20 protein-coding genes are annotated in these 24,650 nt (G+C 73.8%); 16 read left to right on the top strand and 4 right to left on the bottom strand.

Annotated features, from left to right (window positions below; genetic code table 11):
* Positions 1-86: 86 nt before the first annotated feature.
* The 7 genes from SM793_RS28620 to SM793_RS28590 all read left to right on the top strand — a co-directional run bounded on the left by SM793_RS28620 (position 87) and on the right by SM793_RS28590 (position 7,585).
* Entirely contained in the window at positions 87-950 is an 864-nt protein-coding gene (locus SM793_RS28620) for a dihydrodipicolinate synthase family protein (RefSeq protein WP_413816055.1), read from the top strand.
* Between the two features lie 154 nt (positions 951-1,104).
* The gene (locus SM793_RS28615) at positions 1,105-2,109 is read left to right on the top strand and encodes a proline racemase family protein (protein WP_320441192.1); all 1,005 of its coding nucleotides are present in this window, start codon (positions 1,105-1,107) and stop codon (positions 2,107-2,109) included.
* Between the two features lie 167 nt (positions 2,110-2,276).
* Positions 2,277-3,650 carry an aldehyde dehydrogenase family protein gene (locus tag SM793_RS28610; protein WP_320441203.1) on the top strand — a complete coding sequence of 458 codons (1,374 nt, stop codon included), beginning with the start codon at positions 2,277-2,279 and terminating at the stop codon, positions 3,648-3,650.
* Entirely contained in the window at positions 3,650-4,717 is a 1,068-nt protein-coding gene (locus tag SM793_RS28605; protein WP_320441191.1) for a proline racemase family protein, read from the top strand. Before SM793_RS28610 ends, SM793_RS28605 begins: the two co-directional genes overlap by 1 nt.
* A 35-nt stretch (positions 4,718-4,752) precedes the next feature.
* Positions 4,753-5,733: an ornithine cyclodeaminase family protein gene (locus SM793_RS28600; RefSeq protein WP_320441190.1), complete on the top strand. Its 981-nt coding sequence runs from the start codon at positions 4,753-4,755 to the stop codon at positions 5,731-5,733.
* 445 nt (positions 5,734-6,178) lie between these two features.
* Entirely contained in the window at positions 6,179-6,895 is a 717-nt protein-coding gene (locus tag SM793_RS28595) for a GntR family transcriptional regulator (protein ID WP_320441189.1), read from the top strand.
* 99 nt (positions 6,896-6,994) lie between these two features.
* A complete protein-coding gene (locus SM793_RS28590) occupies positions 6,995-7,585 on the top strand; it encodes a Uma2 family endonuclease (RefSeq protein ID WP_320441188.1) in 591 nt (196 codons plus the stop codon).
* A 1-nt stretch (position 7,586) separates the two neighbouring features.
* Here the strand turns inward: SM793_RS28590 and SM793_RS28585 are convergent, their stop codons facing one another.
* Positions 7,587-8,267 (bottom strand): ABC transporter ATP-binding protein, encoded by a 681-nt coding sequence (locus SM793_RS28585; protein WP_320441187.1) that lies wholly within the window; start codon positions 8,265-8,267, stop codon positions 7,587-7,589.
* Positions 8,264-9,340 carry an ABC transporter permease gene (locus SM793_RS28580; RefSeq protein ID WP_320441186.1) on the bottom strand — a complete coding sequence of 359 codons (1,077 nt, stop codon included), beginning with the start codon at positions 9,338-9,340 and terminating at the stop codon, positions 8,264-8,266. Before SM793_RS28580 ends, SM793_RS28585 begins: the two co-directional genes overlap by 4 nt.
* 161 nt (positions 9,341-9,501) lie before the next feature.
* Between SM793_RS28580 and SM793_RS28575 the strand changes: the two genes are divergently transcribed.
* The 3 genes from SM793_RS28575 (at position 9,502) to SM793_RS28565 (ending at position 12,550) form a co-directional block, all read left to right on the top strand.
* Positions 9,502-10,737 (top strand): sensor histidine kinase, encoded by a 1,236-nt coding sequence (locus SM793_RS28575; protein WP_320441185.1) that lies wholly within the window; start codon positions 9,502-9,504, stop codon positions 10,735-10,737.
* On the top strand, positions 10,734-11,384 hold the full coding sequence (locus tag SM793_RS28570) for a response regulator transcription factor (protein ID WP_320441184.1): 651 nt from the start codon (positions 10,734-10,736) through the stop codon (positions 11,382-11,384). Before SM793_RS28575 ends, SM793_RS28570 begins: the two co-directional genes overlap by 4 nt.
* A gap of 134 nt (positions 11,385-11,518) precedes the next feature.
* Positions 11,519-12,550 (top strand): nitronate monooxygenase, encoded by a 1,032-nt coding sequence (locus tag SM793_RS28565; RefSeq protein WP_320441183.1) that lies wholly within the window; start codon positions 11,519-11,521, stop codon positions 12,548-12,550.
* A 70-nt stretch (positions 12,551-12,620) separates the two neighbouring features.
* Here SM793_RS28565 and SM793_RS28560 read toward each other — a convergent pair whose 3' ends face one another.
* Positions 12,621-14,096: an aminopeptidase P family protein gene (locus SM793_RS28560; RefSeq protein WP_320441182.1), complete on the bottom strand. Its 1,476-nt coding sequence runs from the start codon at positions 14,094-14,096 to the stop codon at positions 12,621-12,623.
* Between the two features lie 228 nt (positions 14,097-14,324).
* Between SM793_RS28560 and SM793_RS28555 the strand changes: the two genes are divergently transcribed.
* The 6 genes from SM793_RS28555 to SM793_RS28530 all read left to right on the top strand — a co-directional run bounded on the left by SM793_RS28555 (position 14,325) and on the right by SM793_RS28530 (position 21,899).
* Positions 14,325-16,082, top strand: coding sequence for an ABC transporter substrate-binding protein (locus tag SM793_RS28555; protein ID WP_320441181.1), 1,758 nt, complete (start codon positions 14,325-14,327; stop codon positions 16,080-16,082).
* A 14-nt stretch (positions 16,083-16,096) separates the two neighbouring features.
* The gene (locus SM793_RS28550) at positions 16,097-17,059 is read left to right on the top strand and encodes an ABC transporter permease (protein WP_320441180.1); all 963 of its coding nucleotides are present in this window, start codon (positions 16,097-16,099) and stop codon (positions 17,057-17,059) included.
* A complete protein-coding gene (locus SM793_RS28545; protein ID WP_320441179.1) occupies positions 17,056-18,042 on the top strand; it encodes an ABC transporter permease in 987 nt (328 codons plus the stop codon). The genes SM793_RS28550 and SM793_RS28545 overlap by 4 nt, the downstream gene beginning before the upstream one ends.
* On the top strand, positions 18,042-19,043 hold the full coding sequence (locus tag SM793_RS28540; protein WP_320441178.1) for an ABC transporter ATP-binding protein: 1,002 nt from the start codon (positions 18,042-18,044) through the stop codon (positions 19,041-19,043). Before SM793_RS28545 ends, SM793_RS28540 begins: the two co-directional genes overlap by 1 nt.
* Entirely contained in the window at positions 19,040-20,017 is a 978-nt protein-coding gene (locus tag SM793_RS28535; protein WP_320441177.1) for an oligopeptide/dipeptide ABC transporter ATP-binding protein, read from the top strand. Before SM793_RS28540 ends, SM793_RS28535 begins: the two co-directional genes overlap by 4 nt.
* Before the next feature lie 418 nt (positions 20,018-20,435).
* Complete coding sequence (locus SM793_RS28530; protein WP_320441176.1) at positions 20,436-21,899, top strand: MFS transporter; 1,464 nt, start codon at positions 20,436-20,438, stop codon at positions 21,897-21,899.
* 248 nt (positions 21,900-22,147) lie between these two features.
* Here the strand turns inward: SM793_RS28530 and SM793_RS28525 are convergent, their stop codons facing one another.
* A complete protein-coding gene (locus SM793_RS28525; RefSeq protein ID WP_320441175.1) occupies positions 22,148-24,523 on the bottom strand; it encodes an immune inhibitor A domain-containing protein in 2,376 nt (791 codons plus the stop codon).
* Positions 24,524-24,650: the final 127 nt, after the last annotated feature.

The raw sequence follows: 24,650 nt of genomic DNA, 5'->3' as shown, positions 1-24,650 counted from the left end.
CGCCTTCTAATAAAATGTCACACCTCACCAAGGAGTCATCCGTGTCCCAGATCTCGCACGACACCACCCGGCCCTGGCGCGGCATCATGGTCGCCACCACGCTCCCGCTGCGCCCGGACCTCTCCGTCGACTACGACGCGTACGCCGACCACGTCCGCTGGCTGATCGAGTCGGGCTGCGACGGTGTCGTCCCCAACGGCTCGCTCGGCGAGTACCAGACCCTGACCGCCGAGGAGCGCGCCAAGGTCGTCGAGGTCGCCGTCGAGGCCGCGGGCGACGGCTCGCGCGTGATGCCCGGTGTCGCCGCCTACGGCAGTGCCGAGTCCCGCCGCTGGGCCGAGCAGGCCGCCGAGGCCGGCGCCGGCTCCGTGCTGCTGCTGCCGCCGAACGCCTACCGGGCCGACCACGACGCCGTCCGCGGGCACTACGCCGAGGTCGCCAAGGCCGGCGTGCCGATCGTCGCCTACAACAACCCGATCGACACCAAGGTCGACCTGGTCCCGACGCTGCTCGCCGAGCTGCACGGCGAGGGCTCGATCGTCGCGGTCAAGGAGTTCAGCGGCGACGTCCGCCGGGCCTACGAGATCGCGGAGCTGGCCCCGGGCCTGGACCTGCTGATCGGCGCCGACGACGTGCTGCTGGAGCTGGCCCTGGCCGGCGCCGTCGGCTGGATCGCCGGCTACCCGAACGCGCTGCCGGAGGCGAGTGCCGCGCTGTACAAGGCCGCCATCGCCCACGACCTGAACACCGCGCTGCCGCTGTACAAGGCGCTGCACTCGCTGCTGCGCTGGGACTCCAAGACCGAGTTCGTCCAGGCGATCAAGCTCTCCATGGACATCGCCGGCCGCCCCGGCGGTCCGACCCGCGCGCCGCGCCTGCCGCTGACGCCGGAGATCGAGGCGGCCGTCCGCGCGGCCACCGAGAAGGCGCTGGCCGAGGGCCTCGCCTGATCCGAACCGGATTCCGGTTCCGAGTGTCCGGGACGGCCGGCTGCGGGGGCAGCCGGCCTCCGGACCACCTTCCGGCCCCGCCGGTCCACCCCCGTCCGGACCGTCCCGGCCTCGATGAAAGCCAGCCACCTCCCCACCCACGGAGCGTCAGCAGATGCGCAGCCGTCACGTCTTCCACGCCGTCGACTCGCACACCGAGGGCATGCCCACCCGGGTCATCACCGGCGGGTTCGGTGTCATTCCCGGTGCCACCATGGCCGAGCGCCGGACGCACTTCCAGGAGCACCTGGACCACTTCCGGACCCTGCTGATGTACGAGCCCCGGGGCCACGCCGCGATGAGCGGCGCCATCCTGCAGCCGCCGACCCGGCCGGACGCCGACTTCGGCGTGCTCTACATCGAGGTCACCGGCCTGCTGCCGATGTGCGGCCACGGCACCATCGGCGTGGCCACCGTGCTGGTCGAGACCGGCATGGTGCCGGTCGTCGAACCGGTCACCACCGTCCGGCTGGACACCCCGGCGGGCCTGGTGGTCGCGGACGTCGCGGTCGAGAACGGCGCCGCCACGGCGGTCACCATCCGCAACGTGCCGTCCTACTCGGAGGCGCTGGACCGCAAGATCGAGGTCCCGGGCTACGGCACGGTGACCTACGACCTGGCGTACGGCGGCAACTTCTACGCCATCCTGCCGCTCGCGGAGTTCGGCCTGCCGTTCGAGCGGGAGCGCAAGCAGGAGATCCTGGACGCGGGCCTCGCCCTGATGGACGCCATCAACGCGAGCCCGGACCGGCCGGTGCACCCGGAGAACCCGTCCATCCACAGCTGCCACCACGTGCAGCTGCTGGCTCCCGGTTCGACCGCCGAGCACTCCCGGCACGCGATGGCCATCCACCCCGGCTGGTTCGACCGCTCGCCCTGCGGCACCGGCACCTCGGCCCGGATGGCCCAGCTGCACGCGCGCGGCGAGCTGCCGCTGGACCGGGACTTCCGCAACGACTCCTTCATCGGGACCACCTTCATCGGGCGGCTGGTGGAGGAGACCGAGGTGGCCGGCCGGACGGCCGTCGTGCCGACCGTCACCGGGCGGGCCTGGATCACCGGCACCGCCCAGTACTTCCTCGACCCCAGCGACCCGTTCCCGGCCGGCTTCCTGCTCTGACCCGGCCGGCTGCTCCGTACCGGCCTCCTGCTCCGACCCGGCCGGCTGCTCCCTACCGGCCTCTTGCCCCGGCCCCGCGCCGGGCCGGCCCCCCGTCCGGGGCCGGCCGTCCACCGCGGGGCCGACCGTCCGACCCGCTCCGAAAACCCGTCGAACCCCCCGAAGGGCTGCCTGCAGTGACGATCCGTTCGTACAACCCCGCCGACCCCGCGGACCTCGTCGCCGAGGCGCCCGCCCCCGGCGCCGAGGCCGTCCTGGCCACCGTCGCCCGCGCCCGCGCCGCCCAGCCCGGCTGGCTCGCCGCCGGCGCCGGCGGCCGCTCGGCCGCGCTCACCCGGATCGCCGCGGTCGTCGAGGCGCACGCCGAGGAGCTGGCCGAGCTGGTCGTGCGCGAGGTCGGCAAGCCGATCGCCGAGGCGCGCGGCGAGGTCGCCCGCACCGTCGCGATCTGGCGCTACTACGCGCAGGCGCCGTTCGCGGCCTCCGGCGAGGTGCACGAGACCGCCGGCGGGCCCGGCCTGCTGCTCACCCGCCGCCGCCCGTACGGGGTCGCCGGTCTGGTCACGCCGTGGAACTTCCCGCTGGCGATCCCCACCTGGAAGGCCGCCCCGGCGCTGGCCGTCGGCAACACCGTGGTGCTCAAGCCCTCCTCGGAGGCGATCGGCTGCGCCCGCCGGCTGGCCGAGCTGGTCGCCGAGGCCGGGCTGCCGGCCGACGTCTTCACCGTCCTGCCCGGCGGCGGCGCCGAGGGCGGCACCCTGGTCGGCGCGGCCGACGTGGTCTCCTTCACCGGCTCCACCGGGGTCGGCCGCCAGGTCGTCCGCACCGCCACGGACCGCGGCATCCCCGTCCAGGCCGAACTCGGCGGGCTGAACACCGCGATCGTCCTGCCGGACGCCGACATCGACCAGGCCGCCGCCCACCTCGCCAACGCGATCGCCGGCTACGCGGGCCAGAAGTGCACCGCCACCAGCCGCGTGGTCGCGGTCGGCGAAGCCTACGAGCCGCTGCGCGCCGCCCTGGTCAAGGCGCTCGGCCAGGTCGACGGCACCTCCTGCGGCCCGGTCATCAACGAGGCCACCCGGGACGAGATCACCGCGGCCGTCGACTCCGCCCGGGAGGCCGGCGCCGAGGTGCTGACCGGCGGCGGCGCACCCGCCCGGGACGGCTGGTACCTGGAGCCGACCCTGGTCACCGGGGTCCCGGCCGAGCACCCGCTGACCCGCGAGGAGTTCTTCGGCCCGATCGCCGTGCTGCACGCGGCGGCCGACCTGGACGAGGCGATCGCCCTCGCCAACGACACCCCGTACACGCTGTCCGCCTCGGTGCACACCCGGGACCTCGACGCGGCGCTCGCCACCGCCGACCGCCTGAACGCCGGCATGATCCGGGTCAACGCGCCGTCCAGCGGCGTCGACTTCCACCTGCCGTTCGGCGGCGCCAAGGGCGCCAGCCACGGCGCCCGCGAGCAGGGGCAGGCCGCGCTGGACTTCTACACCCAGAGCCGCACCATCACCCTGCTGCCGGGCGGAGGCGCCTGATGACGGCGGACCTCCCCGACCGGGAGGCGCCCGCGCCGGTGCACGTCGACACGGTCGACTACCACACGGCCGGCGAGCCGTTCCGGATCGTCGTCGGCGGCACGCCCGTCATCCCCGGCGACAGCGTCGCCGAGCGGCGGGCGATCGCGATCGGGGCCGGTGGCAGCGCCACCGCGCCCCGGCCGGGCCCGCTGGACGACATCCGGCAACTGCTCACCCGTGAGCCGCGCGGCCACGCCGGCATGTACGGCGGCTTCCTGGTGCCGCCGGACGACGACGAGGCCGACCTCGGCGTGCTGTTCTGGCACAAGGACGGCTACTCGACCGCCTGCGGCCACGGCACCATCGCGCTCGGCGCCTGGGCGGTCGACTCGGGGCTGGTCGCCGCGCCCGACTACGGCGTCGCCCGGGTCCGGATCGACGTGCCGTCCGGCCGGGTCACCGCGCTGGTCAACCGGGCCGCGGGGCGGACCACCGGGGTGACCTTCCGCAACGTGCCCTCCTGGGTGAGCGAGCTGAAGCTCCCGGTCGAGACCTCGCGCGGCACCGTCGAGGTCGCGGTCGCCCACTCCGGCGCCTGCTACGTCTCGGTGCCGGCCGCGTCCCTCGGACTCTCGGTGACCCTCGAGCAGCTGCCCGAGCTCACCGCGGTCGGCCGGGAGATCCGGGCCGCGCTGGCGGACTCCCCGGCCGTGCTGCACCCGGTGGACCCGCGACTGTCCGGCGTCTACGGCGTCATCCTGTTCGACGAGCTCCCGCCGGTGGACGGCGCGCTGAACCAGCGCAACGTCACCGTCTTCGCGGACGGCCAGATCGACCGCTCGCCGTGCGGCTCCGGCAGCTCGGCCCGGCTGGCCGTGCTGGCCGCCGAGGGGCGGCTCGCCCCCGGCGCGGAGCTGCGGCACGAGTCGATCGTCGGCACGGTCTTCGGCGGGCGGGTGCTGCCCGGCGGCGACCCGTGGGGCGACGGCGTGGTCACCGAGGTGACCGGCACCGCGCACCGCACCGGCGAGCACCGCTTCGTGCTCGACCCGCAGGACACGCTCGGCGCGGGATTCCTGCTGTGAGCGGCGACCTGCGAACGGCCCCGGAACCGCCCGGCGTGGCGGCTGAGCCGCTCCGGCCCGCCACGCCGGGCTCTGCCCCCGCCGCCGCCCCGGCCGTCGGGCCGACCGCCGGGCCGGCGGTGCTGCCGGCCGGCGCGGTCGACCTGACGCCGGCGGAGGCGGCGCGGGCGATCGAGGGGGTGTTGCTCGACGGGCTCGACCCGGAGACCGCCCCCGCCCGCTCGGCGATCCCGGTGCCGGCCGGGGAGCTGCTGATGATGCCGGCCGCCTCCGCGGCCTACGTCGGGGTGAAGATCGCCGGTGTCGCGCCGGCCAATCCCGCCGTCGGGCTGCCCCGGATCACCGGCGGCTACCTGCTGCTGGACGGTCCGACGCTGCAGCCGGTCGCGCTGCTCGACGGCATCGCGCTCACCTCGCTGCGCACCCCCGCGGTCACGGCCGTCGCGCTGGACCGGCTGGCGGTGCCGGAGGCCGAGCACCTGGTGCTGTTCGGTTCGGGCCCGCAGGCGTACGGGCACCTGGACGCCCTGCTCGCCGTCCGGCGGCTGACCCGGGTGACCGTGGTCGCCCGCAGCGCGGAGCCGGCCGAGGCGCTGGTCCGGTACGCCCGGGGGCTGGGCCTGTCGGCCGCCGTCGGCACCCCGGCCGAGGTGGCGGGGGCGGACCTGGTGGTCTGCTGCACCACCGCGCGCACGCCGCTGTTCGACGGTGCGCTGGTGCCCGACCACGCGGCGGTGGCCGCGGTCGGTTCGCACGAGGTGGACGCCCGTGAGGTGGACGAGGTGCTGGTCGGCCGGTCCGCGCTGTACGTGGAGGCCCGGGCCGCCGCGCTGCGGGAGGCCGGCGACCTGCTGATGGCGGGGGTGACCGGCGCCGACCCGCTGTGGAACCTGGCCGAGCTGGTACGGGGCGAGGCTCCCGTGCCGGCCGACCGGCCGAGGTTCTTCAAGAGCGTCGGGATGGCCTGGCAGGACCTCGCGGTCGCGGCCGAGGCGCACCGGCGCAGGGCGGGCTGATCAGGCTTCCGGTCGGCACAGGTCTGCTGCGGGACCCCGGCTGATCGGGTACCGGCGCTCGGCGCTGTGTCGGTACCCGTCCCCGAGTCCGTGACCCGGACGGGGATCGGTCGTTGATGTGCCGGCCGGATGGAAGGTCGGCGTGGCGGGAAGGGATCCCCCGCCACGCCGACCGTTTTCTGCGTTCCGGCCTATTTGCGCTCCGGCCAGGGGCCGCCGGCGGGAGCGGGGCGGGGGCGGGGGCAGCGGGCCCCGGCCGGAACCTCGCGCGGCAGTTCGGCGAACTCCCGGCCCGCTGACCGTTGTCAGCGGGCGGCGGTCCTGCCACCATGGGGTCCGACCATGGATGCCGTGCGCCGACTGGTCGTTCGTAATCACGGAATGTTGCACACTCAACGTAACGTGACATTGTACGCTGGTGTTCTGCACTCACCGGAGGAACACCATGGCCGACCTCAAACCCCGCACCCTGATCTCCGTCCAGGAGCGGCTGCGCGACCAGGTCGCCCACGCCCTGCGAGCCGCCCTGATCTCCGGCGAGCTGCGCCCCGGGGTCGTCTACTCCGCGCCCGCCCTGGCCGCCGACTTCGGCGTCTCCGCCACCCCCGTCCGCGAGGCCATGCTGGACCTCGCCCGCGAGGGCCTGGTCGAGGCCGTCCGCAACAAGGGCTTCCGGGTCACCGAGCTCACCGAGCGGGACCTCGACGACTTCACCGAGATCCGCGCCCTGATCGAGGTCCCGACCGTCGGCCGGGTCGCCCGCACCGCCACCCCCGAGCAGCTGGAGGCGCTGCGCCCGCAGGCCGCGGCGATCGTCGTCGCGGCCGGCAAGCAGGACCTCATCGGCTACCTGGAGGCCGACCGCCAGTTCCACCTCGACCTGCTCGGCCTGGCCGGCAACTCCCGCCTGGTCGAGGTCGTCGGCGACCTGCGCAAGCGCTCCCGCCTCTACGGCCTCAACCGGCTGGCCGAGCGCGGCGAGCTCGTCTCCTCGGCGGAGGAGCACCTGGAGCTGCTGGACCTGATGATCGCCGGTGACGCCCCGGCCGCCGAGTCCTGCATGACCCGCCACCTCAGCCACGTCCGCTCGCTGTGGGCGGAGGGCCAGGAGGAGGCGGTCGAGGAGGAGTCCCGCACCGGCCTGCGCCTGCGCGCCCGGTAGGGGTAAACCACCCGTTCGGGGGAATCCTCCGTGATCGGGTGGGTTATCGGTCCCGGGTCCTACGATGATGTTCCCGACATCGGCAGCAAGGAGAACTCCATGTCCGCCGCCGCAGTGGAAGGACCCATCGAGCAGCCGACGCTGCTCGAAGCGGCTGAGCTGATCTCCAGCCAGTTCGCCGGGCACCGGGTCGAGATCATCGGGAGCCAGATCGTCGTGACGCCGCCGCCGAATGCTTCCCACGGCCGGTCCCTGAGCCGCCTCATGCGCGTACTGTTCACAGCGGGTCTCGCCGACGACGACGTCCTGCAGGGCGTCGGGATCTGGCTGCCGGACGGCCCGTCCGACTATGCGGTACCGGACCTTGCTGTCGTCGATGCCGACATCGACGATCACCTGATCGAGTACAACTGCTACGACCCCGCCGTCTTCCGCCTCGTGCTGGAGGTCACCTCCTCCAACCTGAGTGACGACCTGAAGCGGAAGCCGGCGGTTTACGCGTCGGCGGGGATCCCGGTCTACGTCATCGTGGACCGCGCCAACGCTCGGGTGATGGTGCTCACCGATCCGCAGGACGGCGAGTACCGGGTGCACGCCGTCCACCATCCCGGGCAGTCCTTCGCGTTGCCGGAGTCGATCGGTGCGGCGGTGACGCTCTCGGTGGACGAGGTGCTGGCCGCCAAGAAGTAGCTCACAACGCCGCCGGTACGGTCAGACGGCCGTCGCGGACCTCGGCGACCTGGTCGACCGCCGTCAGGTGGGTGCGGTCGTGGGTGACCAGGACGGTGGCGGTGGCGCGGCGGTGGGTGAGCGTGGTCAGCAGGTCGAGTACGGCGGCGCCGCGTTCGTGGTCGAGGGCGCTGGTGGGCTCGTCGACCAGTAGCACGGTGGGGTCGTTCATCAGCGCGCGGGCGATGTTGACGCGCTGGCGCTGACCGCCGGAGAGCTGGTGCGGCCGGCGGCCGGCCAGCTCGCGCAGGCCGACGGCGGCCAGCAGTTCCAGGGCGCGGGGCAGCGCGCCGCGCGGGGAGCGGCCGTCGAGGTGGGCCATCACCTGGAGCTGTTCGGCGGCGGTGAGCGCGGGCAGCAGGTTGGGCTGCTGGAAGACGATGCCGATCCGGTGCCGCCGCAGCGCGGTCAGTTCGGCGCGGTCCAGCCCGGCGGTGTCGGTACCGTCCACCACCACCCGTCCGGAGTCCGGGGCGATCAGCGTCGCGGCGACCGCCAGCAGGCTGGACTTGCCCGAGCCGGACGGGCCCACCACGGCGGTGACGGTGCCCTTCGGCACGGTCAGTGACACCTCGTCGAGGGCGGTCAGCCGGCCGTCGCCGTCCGGGTAGGTGAGGGTGACGCGGTCGAGGTGCAGGGTCATCGGGCACTCCCCAGGGCGGTCAGCGGGTCGACGGAGGTGATGCGGCGCACGGACAGGGCCGCGCCGACCGCGCCGAGCGCGATCATGACGGCGGCGGGCAGCAGCACCGTCGGTGCGTCCAGGACGAACGGGACGGCGGAGCCGAGCAGCGCGCCGATGCCGACCGCGACCGCCGTGCCGAGCGCGGTGCCCAGGAGCAGCAGCAGGACGGCCTGGCCGAGCGCGTCGCGCAGCAGGTAGCGGGTGGAGGCGCCGAGGGCCTTCAGGACGGCGATGTCGCCGCTGCGCTGGATCGTCCAGACGGTGAAGAAGGCGCCGATCACCAGCGCCGAGATGGCGAACAGGAAGCCCCGCATCAGCTGCAGCGAGCCGTTCTCCGAGGTGTAGGAGCCGATCGCGGCGAGCGCGTCGGTCCGGCCGCGGGTCTCGGTGCCGAGAGCGGCGTCGGCGGCGGCCAGGTCGGCGCCCTTCGCGGTGGTCAGCGCGACCACGGTGGCGTGCCCGGCCCCGCCGGGGACGGCCCGCTGCCAGTCGGCCAGGGTCGTCCAGACCACCGGGGTGTGGCTGTAGGAGGCGTCCCCGGCGACGGCCGCGACGGTCAGCGGGTGGCCCGCGACGGTGAAGGCGTCGCCGGGGCCCAGCCCGCCGAGGTCCTTCGCGGCGGTCCGCGACAGTACCGCCCGGCCGGGGGTGAGGGAGTCGCCCCGGGGGGCCAGTGAGGAGCCGTCGGGGACGCCGAGGACGGAGAGCGCGGTGGTGCGCGGTCCGGCGGCCGCCTTGGTGGTGGCGATGCCGAGCGGCTGCGCCGAGGTGACGCCGGGCGTCCGGGCCCAGCCCTGCCACTGCTCCGGGGTGACCTGGGAGTCGGTGAAGGACAGCTTCCGGCCGTCGTCGGGGCGGCCGAAGGCCACATGGTCGGCGGGCAGGCCGGTGATGGCCGAGGTGTTCTGCCGGCCGAGTCCGGCGGTCAGCCCGGACAGCAGGCCGACCAGCACGGTGATCAGTACGATGACGGTTCCCATCAGGGCGAACCGCCCCTTGGCGAACCCCAGATCCCTCCAGGCGACGAACACCGCGAGTCCTTTCGTCCGTTCCGCTGCGACACTGACGAGAGTGGTCGAACGGCGGCCTCCGGGCATCGCACCGGGGATTGGATCCTCGGCTTCGAAGGGCGGAAGCGGAGTTCAACCTTTCGATTGACGCCGGTCGGCGGCACGGACCCTAGGCTGGACGGATGGCGACCGATCGACCCCGTACCACCCCCGTCGCCCGCGTGCTCCGGGTCTGTCTGCACCTGCTCGTGGCGGGCCTGCTCGCGCTCGCCGTGGTCCGGGCCCTGGCCGGGCGCGACGGGGACCGAGCGGCGGTCACGGCCGCCGCCACCGCGATGGCCGCCGTCTACACGGCCGGTCCGCTGATCGGCGCCGTCGGCCGCTCCCGCCGGGCCGCCGCGCTCTGGCTCGCGCTGCTCGGCGTCACCTGGGCGGGCGTGCTGGTGGCCACCCAGGACGGCGTCTGGCTGGCGTTCCCGCTGTACTTCCTGGAGCTGCACCTGCTCGGCCGGCGGTCCGGCCCGGTGGTGGTGGCGCTCACCGCGGTCGGGGCCGTCGCCGCCTACTCCGCGCACCAGCACACCCTGAGCGTCGCGGCGGCGATCGGGCCGCTGCTGGGCGCCGCCGTCGCCACCGCGACCGTGCTCGGCTACCAGGCGCTCTACCGGGAGAGCGAGGAGCGCAGCCGGCTCATCGACGAACTGACGGCCGCCCGCGCCGACCTCGCGGCCGCCCACCACGCGGCCGGGGTCCTCGCCGAGCGGGAGCGGCTGGCCCGGGAGATCCACGACACCCTGGCGCAGAGCCTCACCAGCATCCAGCTGCTGCTGCGGGCCGCGCAGCGCGCGCTGCCGGAGCGGACGGAGGCCGCCGGAGAGTACGTGGAGCAGGCCAGGCAGGCCGCGCAGGACAACCTCGACGAGGCCCGCCGGTTCGTGCGCGCGCTCACTCCGCCGGCGCTGGAGAGCGACACCCTGCCGGTGGCGCTGGAGCGGCTGTGCGCCACGACGACGGTGCGCAGCGGCCTGCCGGTGCGGCTGCGGGTGTCCGGGGAGCGGGTCCCGCTGCCGGTGCCGCACGAGGTGGCGCTGCTGCGGATCGCGCAGTCCGCGCTCGGCAACACGGTGCGGCACGCCGGGGCGGGGCACGCCGAGGTGACGCTCAGCTTCATGGCGGGCGAGGTGGCGCTGGACGTGGTGGACGACGGTGCGGGGTTCGACCCGGAGGCCGTGCGGACGCGGACCGCCGCCGGGGGCGGGGACGGGACCGGCGGCTACGGGCTGCCGTCGATGCGGGCCCGGGCGCGGGCGCTCGGCGGGAGCTTCGCGGTGGAGTCCGCGCCGGGGGAGGGCACGGCGCTGGCGGTGCTGCTGCCGGTGCCCGCGGAAGCGGGCGGCGCGGCGGGGGAGGAGTCGTGACCGGGGCCGTGATCCGTCTGCTGCTCGCCGACGACCACCCGGTGGTCCGGGCCGGGCTGCGGGCCGTCCTGGAGAGCGAGCCGGACTTCGCGATCGTCGCGGAGGCCGCCACCGCCGAGCGCGCGGTCGAACTGGCGGCGGAGGTGGCGGTGGACGTGGTGCTGATGGACCTGCAGTTCGGGCCGGGGGCGGCGATGAACGGCGCGCAGGCCACGGCGGCGATCACGGCCCGGGGCGCGGGGGCGCCGCGGGTCCTGGTGGTGACCACCTACGACACGGACGCGGACACGCTGCCGGCGCTGGAGGCCGGGGCCACCGGGTACCTGCTGAAGGACGCGCCGCCGGAGGAGCTGGCCCGGGCGGTGCGGTCGGCGGCGGCGGGTCGTCCGGCGCTGGCGCCCACGGTGGCGGACCGGCTGCTGGAGCGGATGCGGACGCCCGCGGCGGCGCTGAGCGCCCGGGAGACGGAGGTGCTGGGGCTGGTCGCGGACGGGCTGACCAACCAGGCGATCGGCGGGCGGCTGCATCTGAGCCTGGCCACGGTGAAGTCGCACCTGGTGCACATCTACACGAAGTTGGGCGTGGAGTCGCGGACGGCGGCGGTCCGGGAGGCGCGGGCGCGGGGGCTGATCCGGCGCGGGGGGTGACGGGTCGGGGGATGACGGGGCGGGGGATGACGGGGCGGGGGGCTGATCCGGGCTGGTCCGGCGCGGGGGGTGACGGCGCGGCGGGCGTAGGGTGGTCGGCGACCTCGTGTGCCGTGTGATCGGAGGATCCCCGGATGGCCGTCCGACTCGACGAACTCGCCGTGCCCGTGATCGGCGCACCGATGGCCGGCGGGGCGACCACGCCGGAGCTGGTGGCCGCGGTGAACGCGGCGGGCGGGCTGGGCTTCCTGGCGGCCGGCTACCGGAGCGCCGCCGCCATGGCCGAACAGGTCGAAGCCACCCGGAAGGTGACGGACCGTCCGTTCGGCGTGAACCTCTTCGTCCCGGCCGCGCCCGGGGACCCGGCGGCGGTCGCCGCCTACCGGGAGCGGCTGCGGCCCGAGGCGGAGCGGCACGGGGTCGTGCTGCCGGAGGTGATCGGGCCGGACCGGGACGACTGGGACGCCAAGATCGCCGCGCTGCTCGCCGGGCCGGTCGCGGTGGTCTCGTACACCTTCGGGCTGCCCGCCGCCGAGGAGGCGCGGGCGCTGCGGGCGGCGGGGGTGCTCCAGGTGGGCACGGTGACCACGCCGGAGGAGGCCCGGCGGGCCGAGGCGGCCGGGATGGACGCGCTGTGCGTGCAGGGCCCGGAGGCGGGCGGGCACCGGGCCACCCACGGGGTCGCGGACCGGCCGGGGGACGTCCCGCTGCTCGCCCTGCTGGCCGGGGTGCGGTCGGTGACGGGGCTGCCGCTGGTCGCGGCGGGCGGGCTGGCCGACGGGGCGTCGGTCGCGGCCGCGCTGCGGGCCGGGGCGGTGGCGGTCCAGCTGGGGACGGCGCTGCTGCGGGCGGACGAGGCGGGTACGTCGGCGGCGCACCGGGCGGCGCTGACGGAGTTCGAGGCGACGGCGGTGACCAGGGCGTTCACCGGGCGCCCGGCGCGGGGTCTGCGCAACGCGTTCATCGACCGGTACGGGCCGTACGCGCCGGCCGCCTATCCGGAGGTGCACCATCTGACCCAGCCGCTGCGCGCGGCGGCCGCCGCGCGCGGGGACACCGGGGCGATGCACCTGTGGGCCGGGACGGGCCACCGGGCGGCGCGCGGCGGCCCGGCGGCGGGGATCGTGGCCCGGTTGTGGGAGGAGGCCCGGGCCGCCGGGCGGTGAAGCCCGGCGGCCCTGCGGCCCCCCTCACGAGCGGTGCCGGCCCGACCGCCGTGGGGCCGGCACCGCGGGCTCAGCCGAGCAGCTCGGCCATCCAGGCCTCGACGGCCGGGACGCTGCGCGGCAGCGCGCCGGACATCAGCCGGGCGCCGTCGGAGGTGATGACCAGGTCGTCCTCGATCCGGATGCCGAGGCCGCGCAGCTCGGCGGGGAGGGTCTCGTCGTCGGGCTGGAGGTAGAGGCCGGGCTCGACGGTGAGCACGTGGCCCTCCTCCAGGACGGCGTCCAGGTACGTCTCGGCGCGGGCCTTGGCGCAGTCGTGGACGTCGAGGCCGAGCATGTGGCCGGTGCCGCAGAGGGTGTAGCGGCGGTAGAGGCCGCTGTCCTCGGCGAGCGCCTCCTCGGCGGAGACGGGCAGGACACCCCAGTCGGCGAGGCCCTCGGCGATGACCCGGGCGGCCGCGTAGTGGAAGTCGCGGAAGCGGGCGCCGGGGCGCAGCGTGTCGATGCCGGCCTGCTGGGCGGCGAGCACCAGCTCGTAGGCCTGGCGCTGGACGGGCGTGAAGGTGCCGCTCAGCGGGAGGGTGCGGGTGATGTCGGCGGTGTAGAGGGTGTCGGTCTCGACGCCGGCGTCCAGCAGCAGCAGGGCGTTCGGGTCGATCGCGCCGTCGTTGCGGATCCAGTGCAGGACGCAGGCGTGGGCGCCGATGGCGGCGATGGTCTCGTAGCCGATGCCGTTGCCCTCGGCGCGGGCGCGGAGGTTGAACACGCCCTCGATCCAGCGCTCGCCGCGGTGGTGGCGCAGGGCGGCGGGCAGGGCGCGGACGACGTCCTCGAAGCCGAGCACGGTGTGGTCGACGGAGAGCTGGAGCTGCTCCACCTCCCAGGTGTCCTTGACCAGTCGCAGCTCGGACAGCACGGCGGCGAAGAGGCCGTCGGCGTCGGCGAGCGCGGCGGGGCCGGGGCGGCCGGTGGCGGCGTCGAGTTCGGGGTCGACGCCGGTCAGCACCCGGGTGGCGGGCTGCGGGCCGGTGAGCAGCTTGTCCAGCTCGTCGAGGTGCTCGACGCGCACGCCGGTGAGCCGGGCGGCCTCGTCGAGGTCGGGGCGGCGGCCGACCCAGAACTCGCCGTAGCGGCGGTCGCGGAAGAACTCGGCGCCGCGCACCGGGTCGCCGCCGCGCGGGGAGCGGGGGCGCAGGTAGAGGACGGGCTCGTGGCCGTCGGGGCCGGTCGGCTCCAGCACGAGCACGTGGCCGACCTGGTCCTCGCCGGTGAGGCCGGTGAGCCAGGCGTAGGCGCTGTGCGGGCGGAAGCGGTAGTCGACGTCGTTGCTGCGGACCTTGAGCCGGCCGGCCGGGACGATCAGGCGCTCGCCGGGGAAGGCCGCGGACAGCCGGGCGCGCCGGCCGGGCGTGACGGCGTAGCCGGGGACGCGGTCCTCGGCCGGGAGCGGGGTGGGGGCCCAGGAGGTGCCCATGAAGGCGTTGAGCGCGGCCGACACCGGGAGGTCGTGGCTACCGGTGTTGAGGCCGGTCTGACGGAGGGTCACCGGGTACTCCTAAACGCGTGGTGCGGGGGAGGGGGGAGGAGGCTGCACGGACACATCTCGGTAACGGGTGGCGTCACCTCTTGTGCAGTGCAATTTCACATTACTATGTTACGGGTCACACCGTGGAGCGGCTAGACCCCCTGAGGTCGCCCTCCCGGCCGAGCCCCGGATCCACCCCCGGGGTGGACGACGGGCCTTCTCGGCGGGCCCCCCACTGCGGAGTCAGATATGAACAGGCGTACCCAGACCGCCCTCGCGGCGGCCATCGCAGCGGCACTCACCCTCGGGCTCGGCGCCTGCGGAAGCAAGGACAAGAGCGACAGCTCCGGCGACACCGCCGCTGCCAGCTCCACCAAGGGGCCCGGCGCCGACACCGGCACGGCCGTGGGCGGCACCCCGGTCAAGGGCGGCACCCTGACCGTGCTGACCAACCAGGACTTCGCCCACCTCGACCCGGCCCGCAACTGGACCCTGCCGCAGATGGACTTCGGCACCCGGCTGATCTACCGCACCCTGGTCACCTTCAAGGCCGAGCCCGGTGACGCCGGCAACCAGATCGTCCCCGACCTGGCCACCGACACCGGCCGCCCGACCGACGGCGGCAAGACCTGGTCCTTCACCCTGCGGGACGGGCTGAAGTACGAGGACGGCTCGCCGATCAAGTCGTCCGACATCAAGTACAACGTCGAGCGCTCCTTCTCCCCGGACCTCACCGGCGGCCCCGACTACGCGGCCCAGTACCTGGTCGGCGGCGAGAGCTACAAGGGCCCGCTGACCGGCGAGCACCTGGCGAGCATCGAGACGCCGGACGACAAGACCATCGTCTTCCGCCTCAAGCGCCCGGTCGCCGAGTTCGCCTACACCGCGACCCTGCCCACCTTCGCGCCGGTGCCGCCGGCCCAGGAGAAGGGCACCCAGTACGACATGCGGCCGTTCTCCTCCGGCCCGTACAAGATCGAGAGCTACGACCGCGGCAAGCAGCTGGTGCTGGTCCGCAACAGCAACTGGGACCCGTCCTCGGACCCGATCCGCAAGGCCTACCCGGACAAGATCGTCGTCACCCAGGGCCTCAAGGGCGGCCAGGTCGACGACCGCATCATCGCCAGCGACGGCGCCGACGCCTCCGCGATCGAGATGCCCTGGATGCGCCCCGAGTCCGTCGCGAAGGTGCTGCCCAAGGCCGACGTCAAGGCCCGCATGGTGGCCGAGCGCACCGGCTGCACCGACAGCCTCTACATGAACACCTCCAAGGCGCCGTTCGACGACCCGAAGGTCCGTGAGGCCGTCATGTGGGCGGTCGACCGCGAGGCCCAGGTCACCGCCTTCGGCGGCCCCGCGATCGCCGACGTCGCCACCTCCTTCCTGCCGCCGTCGCTGACCGGCGGCGTCAAGGCCGACCCGCTGAAGATCCCGGCCGCCGGCGACCCGGCGAAGGCCAAGGACCTGCTCAAGGCCGCCGGCAAGACCGACCTCAAGGTCGCGCTCACCGTCTCGCTCGGCGACAAGACCCGCGGCGAGGCCATGCAGCAGTCGCTGTCCAAGGCCGGCATCCAGGTCACCGTCAACACCGTCGACCCGTCGGCGTTCACCGACACCCTCGGCGACGCCAAGGCCGCACCCGAGCTGACCATCAACGGCTGGTGCCCGGACTACCCGTCCGGCGCCACCTTCCTGCCCTTCCTGTTCGACGGCCGCACCATCAAGGACAAGGGCAACCAGGGCAACTACAGCCAGTTCCGCGACCAGGCCACCATGGACGAGATGGACCGCATCGCGACCCTCCCGGACGTGAACGCGGCCAACGAGGCCTGGAAGAAGCTGGACGAGGCGCTGCTGCAGAAGGCCCCGGCCGTCCCGCTCATGTGGCAGCGCCGCGCGCTGCTGGTCGGCACCAACGTGGCCGGGGCCTTCGGCGCCCCGGGCTACGCCGGCATGATCGACATGGCCACGGTGGGCCTCAAGGACCCCGCCAAGAGCCAGGGCTGAGGAAACCGTCCGACATGAGCACCACTACGACTGAGCCCGCCGCCGCGCCCGTCGCGGCGGCGGGCCCCGCGAAGGCCTCCGGGCGCGGGCCCTGGCGGCTGGTCTGGGACCAGCTGTGGGCCAAGGGCTCCGCCCGCTTCGGCCTGATCATGGTCGCCCTCCTCGTCCTGATGGCCGTGCTGGCCGGCCCGCTGAGCGCGCTCGGCGGCTGGACCTCCGAGGAGTTCGACAAGCGCGCCATCGACGCCTACCTGGGCGGCCTGCCCAAGGGCGACTTCGGCGGCGTCGGCGCCCGGCACTGGTTCGGCGTCGAGCCGGCCACCGGCCGCGACCTGTTCGCCCGGGTCCTGCACGGCGGCCAGGTGTCCCTGCTGATCGCGTTCGTCGCCACCGCCGTCGTCGTCATCGCCGGCACCCTGGCCGGCATCGCGGCCGGCTACTTCGGCGGCCGCATCGACAGCCTGCTGTCCCGGCTGATGGACCTCACGATGTCCTTCCCGTCGCTGATCTTCATGATCGCGATGATGTCGGTGGCCAGGGACGTCAACCGGATCCTGCTGATGACCGTGGTCATCGGCCTGTTCGGCTGGCCCGGCGTGGCCCGCGTCGTGCGCGGCCAGACCCTCTCGCTCAAGCACCGCGAGTACGTCGAGGCGGCCAAGGTCGGCGGCGCCCGGTCCTGGCGCATCCTCACCCGGGAGATCCTGCCCAACGTCTCCGGACCGATCATCGCCTACACCACCCTGCTGATCCCCGGCATGATCGCCACCGAGGCCGCGCTCTCCTACCTCGGCGTGGGCGTCCGGCCGCCGACCCCCTCCTGGGGGCAGATGATCGCCGAATCGATCGTCTTCTACGAGACCGACCCGACGTACTTCCTCATCCCGACGGTCTTCCTGTTCGTCGCCGTCCTCGCCTTCACCCTGCTCGGCGACGCGCTGCGCGACATCCTCGACCCGAAGGGAGGACGGTCGTGATCCTCTACCTCGGGCGCCGGCTGCTCGGCGTCGCCGGCATCCTGCTGGCCATCTGCGCGATCACCTTCACCATCTTCTACCTGCTGCCCAACGACCCGGCCGCGGCCGCCTGCGGCAAGACCTGCAGCCCCGACCGGCTGATCGAGGTCAAGGCCGCGATGGGCCTGGACAAGCCCATCTGGGAGCAGTTCTTCGTCTACCTCCTGGGCATCGTCGCCGGCCGCGACTACGGCAGCGGAACCAGCGCCACCCACTGCGGCTTCCCCTGTCTCGGCTACTCCTACGAGTACTCGCTGCCGGTCTGGGACCTGCTGGTCGACCGCCTGCCGGTGTCGGTCTCGCTCGCCATCGGCTCGGCCGTGCTCTGGCTGCTGCTCGGCCTCAGCGCCGGCATCACCTCGGCGCTGCGCAAGAACACCGCCGTCGACAAGGTCCTCACCGTCCTGTCGGTCGGCGCCGCCTCGCTGCCGGTCTACTTCACCTCGATCATGCTGATCTGGGGCGTGGTGCGGACCGCCGGCCTGCTGCCCTACCCCGCGTACCACGAGTTCACCGAGAACCCGGTGTCCTGGGCCTCCAACCTGCTGCTGCCGTGGATCGCCCTGGCGCTGCTCTACGCGGCCCAGTACGCCCGGCAGAGCCGGACCTCGATGATCGAGGCGATGGCCGAGCCGTACATCCGCACCGCCCGCGCCAAGGGCATGCCGGCGCTCACCGTCACCGTCAAACACGGTCTGCGCTCCGGCATGACGCCGATCCTCACCATCTTCGGCATGGACCTCGGCGGCCTGCTGGCCGGTGCCGTCATCACCGAGTCCATCTTCGGACTGCCCGGTATCGGACGCCTCTTCTACGACGGCCTGCTCCGCTCCGACCAGCCCGTCATCCTCGGTGTCACCCTGCTCGCGGCCTTCTTCATCGTCGTCGCGAACCTGCTGGTCGACGTGCTCTACGCCTTTGTCGACCCGAGAGTGAGGTACTGATGACGTCGTTGTTGGAGGTCGAGGACCTCAAGGTCGCCTTCGACACCCCGCGCGGCACCGTCCGGGCCGTCGACGGCATCAGCTTCACCGTCGAGGCCGGGAAGACCCTCGGCCTGGTCGGCGAGTCCGGCAGCGGCAAGTCCGTCACCTCGCTCGCCGTCATGGGCCTGCACCGCGGCGCCAAGGTCGGCGGCTCGATCAGGCTCGACGGCCAGGAGCTCAACGGCCTGAGCGAGAAGCAGTTCGGCGCCGTCCGGGGCCGGCGGATCGCCATGATCTTCCAGGACCCGCTGTCCAGCCTGCACCCCTTCTACCAGGTCGGGGAGCAGATCGCCGAGCACTACCGGGTGCACTTCAAGGCCTCCCGCAAGGCCGGCCGCCAGCGCGCCGTCGAGATGCTCGCCGAGGTGGGCATCCCCGAGCCGGCCCGCCGGGTCGACGAGTACCCGCACCAGTTCTCCGGCGGCATGCGCCAGCGCGTGATGATCGCCATGGCGCTCGCCTGCGAGCCCGAGCTGCTGATCGCCGACGAGCCGACCACCGCGCTCGACGTCACCGTCCAGGCCCAGATCCTCGACCTGATCGCCAAGATCCAGGAGCAACGCGGACTCGGCGTCGTGATGATCACCCACGACCTCGGCGTGGTCGCCCGGGTCGCCCACGAAGTGCTCGTCATGTACGGCGGCCGCGCCGCCGAACAGGCGCCCGTGGACCGGCTGTTCGCCGCCCCCGCGCACCCGTACACCCGCGGGCTGCTCGACTCGCTGCCCCGCCTGGACGACACCGACGACGCCCCGCTGCGGGCCATCCCCGGCAGCCCGCCGTCGCTGATCGCCCCCGCCTCCGGCTGCTCCTTCGCCCCGCGCTGCGCCCGCACCGTCGCCGCCGCGGCCGAGGAGCACGCCCGCTGCCTGTCCGAGCGGCCGGAGTTCGGCCCGCTCGCCCCCGGCCACCAGGCCGCCTGCCATCTGCCGCTGGTGCCGGAAGGAGTCCTGGGATGACCGAACCCCTGCTGACGGTCCGGGATCTGGTGAAGACCTTCCCCGGCCGCCGCTCACGCACCGGCAAGCCCGGCGCCCCGGTCAGGGCGGTGGACGGCGTCAGCTTCGACGTCGGCGCCGGCGAGACCCTCGGCCTGGTCGGCGAGTCCGGCTGCGGCAAGTCGACCACCGGACGCATGGTCGTCCGGCTGATCGACCCGACCTCGGGCTCCGTCTCCTTCGACGGCACCGAGATCGGCGGCCTGACCCAGGCCCAGCTGCGCCCGCACCGCAAGCACCTGCAGATGGTGTTCCAGGACCCGTACTCCTCGCTCAACCCCCGGCAGACGGTGGCCCGGATCATCTCCGAGCCGCTGCTGGTCCAGGGCAGCAGCGCGGCCGACGCCCGCAAGCGGGCCACCGAGCTGATGGAGCTGGTCGGCCTCATCCCCGAGCACCTGGACCGCTACCCGCACGAGTTCTCCGGCGGCCAGGCCCAGCGCATCGGCATCGCCCGCTCGCTGGCCACCTCGCCCCGGCTGGTGGTCGCCGACGAGCCGGTGTCCGCGCTGGACGTCTCCATCCAGGCCCAGGTGGTCAACCTGATGGAGCGGCTCCAGGACGAACTGGGGCTGGCGTACATCTTCATCGCGCACGACCTCTCGGTGGTCAAGCGCGTCTGCGACCGGGTCGCGGTGATGTACCTCGGCCGGATCGTCGAGATCGGCGACAAGCACCAGGTGTACAGCAACCCGGCGCACCCGTACACCAAGGCCCTGCTGTCCGCGGTGCCGCTGCCGGACCCGGCGGCGGAGCGGGCGCGGGAGCGGATCGTGCTGCTCGGCGACCCGCCGAGTCCGGCCGCCCCGCCGCCCGGGTGCAGCTTCCACCCGCGCTGCCCGAAGGCCCAGGAGATCTGCCGGACCGAGCGTCCGCTGCTGCAGATCGCCGGGGCGGGCGGGCGCGAGGCGGCCTGCCACTTCCCGGAGAACTGATCCGGGACGAGGTCTCGCGGTCGGGGGCGCCTGCCGATGGGCGCGCCCCCGACCGCGGCTGGACCGCCGTACCGTCAGGCCACCCCCACGGCGGACGGTACGGCACCGAACGCGCGAGGAGCGATCCTCCTCGCGTGCCGAGCCCCCGGTCGGGAGCGGCGGGGAGCCTTTGATGAGGGCCGCGCCCGACCGGGTCCCGTCCGGTGGACTTCCACCGGACGGGCGGGGCTCGCCGGGTCCGACCGGGTCGTCGGACCCGGCGGGCCCTTTCGCCGTTCCCGGGGCGGCGTCCGCGTCCGCCCCCAGGGCCCGCCGTCGGCGGGCCCTTTCGCCGTTCCCCGGGGTGCGGACGCGGGGTGCGGGCGGGCACGGGCGGGCGCTTGACTTGAAGTTCACTTGAACTCCTAGCGTGTTCCCCGTGACCGAAACCCCGCGCGTCCAGACCGCCTCGAGCCCGCCCGGCCAGGGAGACCGCGCTCCCGCAGCAGAGTCGGGGGCGCCCTCCGGCGGCTGGGGGGACCTCTTCTCCAAGCAGTACGCCGCCCAGGCCTCGATCATGGCCGGCGGTGTCGCGCTCTACGCGATGAACCTCTACTTCACCGCCGCCCTGCTCCCCTCGATCGTCGAGGACATCGGCGGCGCCCGCTTCTACGCCTGGGTGGCGACCGGCTTCCTGATCGCCGCGGTGACCGCCGCGATGCTGGTCAGCCGGCTGCTCGCCCGGCTCGGGCCGTCGCGCTCCTACCTGACCGGGTTCCTGGTGTTCGCCGCCGGCGCCGGGCTGACCGCGGCCAGCCCGTCGATGGAGACGCTGATCGTCGGACGGATCGTCCAGGGCCTGGGCGGCGGGCTGATGGCCGGGCTCGGCTACGCGGTGATCCGCACCGCGCTGCCGGAACGGCTGTGGACCCGAGCGGCCGGCCTGGTGTCGGCGATGTGGGGCGTGGGCACGCTGGTCGGACCCTCGCTCGGCGGGCTCTTCGCCGAACTCGACGCCTGGCGCGGCTCCTACGTCCTGCTCACGGTCGCCGCCCTGGTGCTGGCCGTGCTGGCCCGCCGCTCGCTGCCCGGCCCGACCCGGTCCGCACGCACCGCCGAACCGCTGCCGCTGCCCTCGCTGCTGCTGCTGACGCTCGCGGCGGGCGCCTTCAGCATCAGCTCCACCGTGCCGCGGGGCTGGGCGACGGCGCTGTGCATCGTGCTCGGCCTGGTGCTGCTGGCGGGCTTCCTGCTGGTGGAGCGCCGCGGGTCGGCGACCGTGCTGCCGAAGCTGACCTACCGTCGCGGCAACCACCTGAAGTGGATCTACCTGACCGTCGCGGTGTACTGCACCGGTGTGATGACCGAGACCTTCATCCCGCTGTTCGGCCAGGAGCTGGGCGGGCTGAGCCCGCTGGCGGCCGGCTTCCTCGGCGCGACGGTGTCGGTCGGCTGGACCTCGGCGCAGCTGTTCAGCGTCAACCTGCGCTCGGACCGGGCCCGTTCGCTGGCGATCCGGGTCGGCCCGGCGGTGCTCACGGCCGGCCTGCTGGCCTACGGCCTATTGCAGACCTCGCAGGCCTCCGGCGGCCGGGTGCTGCTGTGGGCGGTGGTGCTGGTGGTCGGCGGGACCGGTATCGGGGCGGCCTTCCCGCACCTGAGCGTCACGGCGATGCGCAGCACCGACGACGAGGTGGAGGGCGCCAAGGCGGCCGCGGGCCTCAACACCACCCAGCTGATCGCGTTCACGGTGAGTTCGGCGCTGGCCGGGACGCTGGTGAGCTTCGGCGGGGACTCCACGCTGGACGGCGCCCGCTACATGGTCTTCGGGCTCGGCGCCCTCACCGTGTTCGGCACCGCCACCGCCGCGCTGAGCCTGCGGCGGGCGCGCGCCGGGGGCTGAGCGGGCGCGGAGGGCCGCGCCGCCGTCCGAGCGGAGCCCCTGTGCGAGCGGCGCCCCGTGCGAGCGGCGCCCCCGTCCGAGCGGCGCGGGAGACGAGACCGCCCCGGCCCTCCTGTTGGGAGGACCGGGGCGGTCTGCCTGTCCGTGGGACCTGTCTTCCACGGGGAGGCCCGGTGCTCAGGACACCGGGGTTCGGGTCGCCGGGCCCGGCCGCGCGGGGTGTGCGCGGCCGGATCCGGGCGGCGGGGTCAGGACGCGGGGCCCACCCGGACGGTGGTGATCCGCCCGCCCTGGGACTCGCGGACGACCTCGATCTTGGTGTTGGTGTCCGGGACCTTCACCCCGAGCTGCGGGGTGGCCGGGTCGCTGTAGACACCGGTGCGGTCGTTGAAGGCCGGGACGGCCTTCTCCGAGCCGATCCTGACCGGGACGCCGGCCTTGTGCAGCGTGAAGCCGGTGGTCGGCTTGAGCGAGAAGGTCGCGTCGAAGGTCTGCGCCCGGCCGTTGACCAGGGTGCCGTCGGCGAAGCGGATCGGCGCCGGGTGGGCGTCGACCGGCAGGATCAGGCCGCCGCCGGGGTGGTCCTTGGTGTTGTTGTCGCCGTAGCCGGTGTCCCAGAGCCAGACGAGCACGCCCTCCTGGTACGGGTAGTTGTCGACGATGTCCTTCTTGCCGTCCACCCCGGTGTAGCCGAAGCTGTACGGGCCGGTCTTCAGGAACTCGCCGTAGCCGGCGTAGCGCCGGTTCTCCACCAGGTAGGCGCGCGGGTGCTGCTTGACCGCGGTACGGCCGGTGATGACCGTGAAGCCGGTGGCGGTCCAGCCGTTGACGCCGTTCTCGGCGCCGTCGGTGAACAGCGTGGCGGCACCGGCGGTGATCTTCACCGCGTCGACCAGGACGCCCTTGCCGTGGGTGTTGCCGTCGGAGGTGACGTGCAGCCGCAGCCGGACCTGCCGGCCGGCGTAGGCGTCCAGCGGGATGTGCAGCTGCCGGTACGCGCCGGAGGTGCCGCTCAGGCCCGGGACGTTGGAGCTGGTGTTGCCGATCGGGGTGCCGTCGACGGTGCCGGGCAGGGCGGTCCAGGTCTTGCCGCCGTCGGTGGAGGCCTCGGCGGTCAGGAAGTCGTAGTCCTGCTCGATGTCGTACCAGACCGCCGCGTCGAGGGCGGCCGGGCCGGTCACCCCGCCGAGGTCGACGTCGCGGGCCAGCGCGTTGTCCAGGTTGTCGCCGGTGTCGCTCCACCACTGCTTGGCACCCTCGCGCGGGTCGGCGAGGTCGGTGCTGGTGGTGCCGTCCGGCAGGTGGACCAGGACGGCCTGCGCCTGGTCGGTGTTGTAGCCGCTGACGCCGAGCGCGTGGCTGGAGCGGGTGGCCGCCTGCGCCTCGTCGTAGTTGAGCCAGCCGAACTGCAGCTTGCTCCAGGCGTCCAGGTCGCCGGGGTAGGCGCCGGTGGTGTTCCTGCCCTTGCCCAGGTACGAGGCGGAGGACATCAGCGACCAGAAGTTGACGCTGTTGTCGCCGCCGCTGGTGCTGTACAGGTCCGGCAGGCCGAGGTTGTGGCCGAACTCGTGGGAGAACAGGCCGACGCCGCTGTTCTCGCCCGCCTGGACGTAGTCGTAGACGTACAGGCCGGTGTCGCCGACCGGAGCGCCGCCGATCCTGTTGCCGACCGGGCCGGTCTGGCCGGTCGGGTCCGGGAAGGTCCAGCTGCGGTGCGCCCACAGTGCGTCGGCGCCCTGCGCGCCGCCGCCCCAGGTCTCGTCGGCGCCCGCGTGCACGACGATGACGTTGTCCAGGTAGCCGTCGGGCTGGCTGAACTCGCCGTCCTTGTCGTGGTCGTAGCGGTCGTAGACGTCGTACTGGGCCAGCTCGGCCTTGACGTCCGCGGCCGTGCGGCCCTTGGCGATCTCGCCGTCGTACCAGGCCTTGACGGCGTCCCGGATGAACTCCTGGCCCTGGGTCCACGCGCCGGAGCCCTGCGGGCCCTTGTTGGAGCCGTAGCGGGCCTCGTTCCACGGCACGGTGACCCAGTTGCTGACCGTGCCCTCGATGTCGTACCGGCCGGACGACTGGGTGCGGTAGAAGTTGCGCATCGAGACCGCGCCGGGCGAGTCGTCGAAGAACATCTTCTGGTAGTACTGCTGGTTGAAGTCCTGGTTCCAGAGCGTGTGGTTGTCGCTCTTGCCGGGCTTCGGGATGGCGTTGTGGGCCGGGCCCGGAGTCCCCGCGTAGCGCGGCTGGCCGTTGTACAGCGTGGTGTTGTCCACCTGGTCGCCGAACTGGGCGAGGATCACGAAGACCTTGTCCTTGCGCTGCTGCGCGAGCTGGACGTAGTCGTTGCCGATCCGCACCTTGGCGGGTGCCCGGCGGTCCGTGGTCTTGGCCACGGCGCCCTTGTTGAGCTGTTCCAGCGCCTTGGTGCGCAGCGACTGGCGCTCGCGCTCCTGGGGCGCGAGCGGCGCCGGCGGGGCCTCGAGGCCACCGGCCTCGGCGCTGTCGCCTGACTCGGCGGAGATGGTGGGTGCGGGCGTGGGGGGAGCGGCCTGGGCGGGGGTACCCAGCAGGGTGACCGCTATCGCGCTCGTGGTGAGCGCGGCCGCGAACGCCGCGGACAGTCTGCGCAACTGACCTGTCCTTTCCGGACGGTGGGTGGTCGGGCAAGCGCAGGTAATATTTCACATGTCATGGGTCACATGGAAGGGATTGGACGGCGGGAGGTGTGGGCGGCCCTCGGCGGGGGAATGCGGCCGG

Origin of the sequence: Kitasatospora purpeofusca, assembly GCF_034043715.1 — a bacterium.
GTDB lineage: Bacteria > Actinomycetota > Actinomycetes > Streptomycetales > Streptomycetaceae > Kitasatospora > Kitasatospora purpeofusca_A.
Note: the sequence above shows the minus strand (reverse complement) of the source record. Positions and strands in the feature narration are given on the sequence as shown.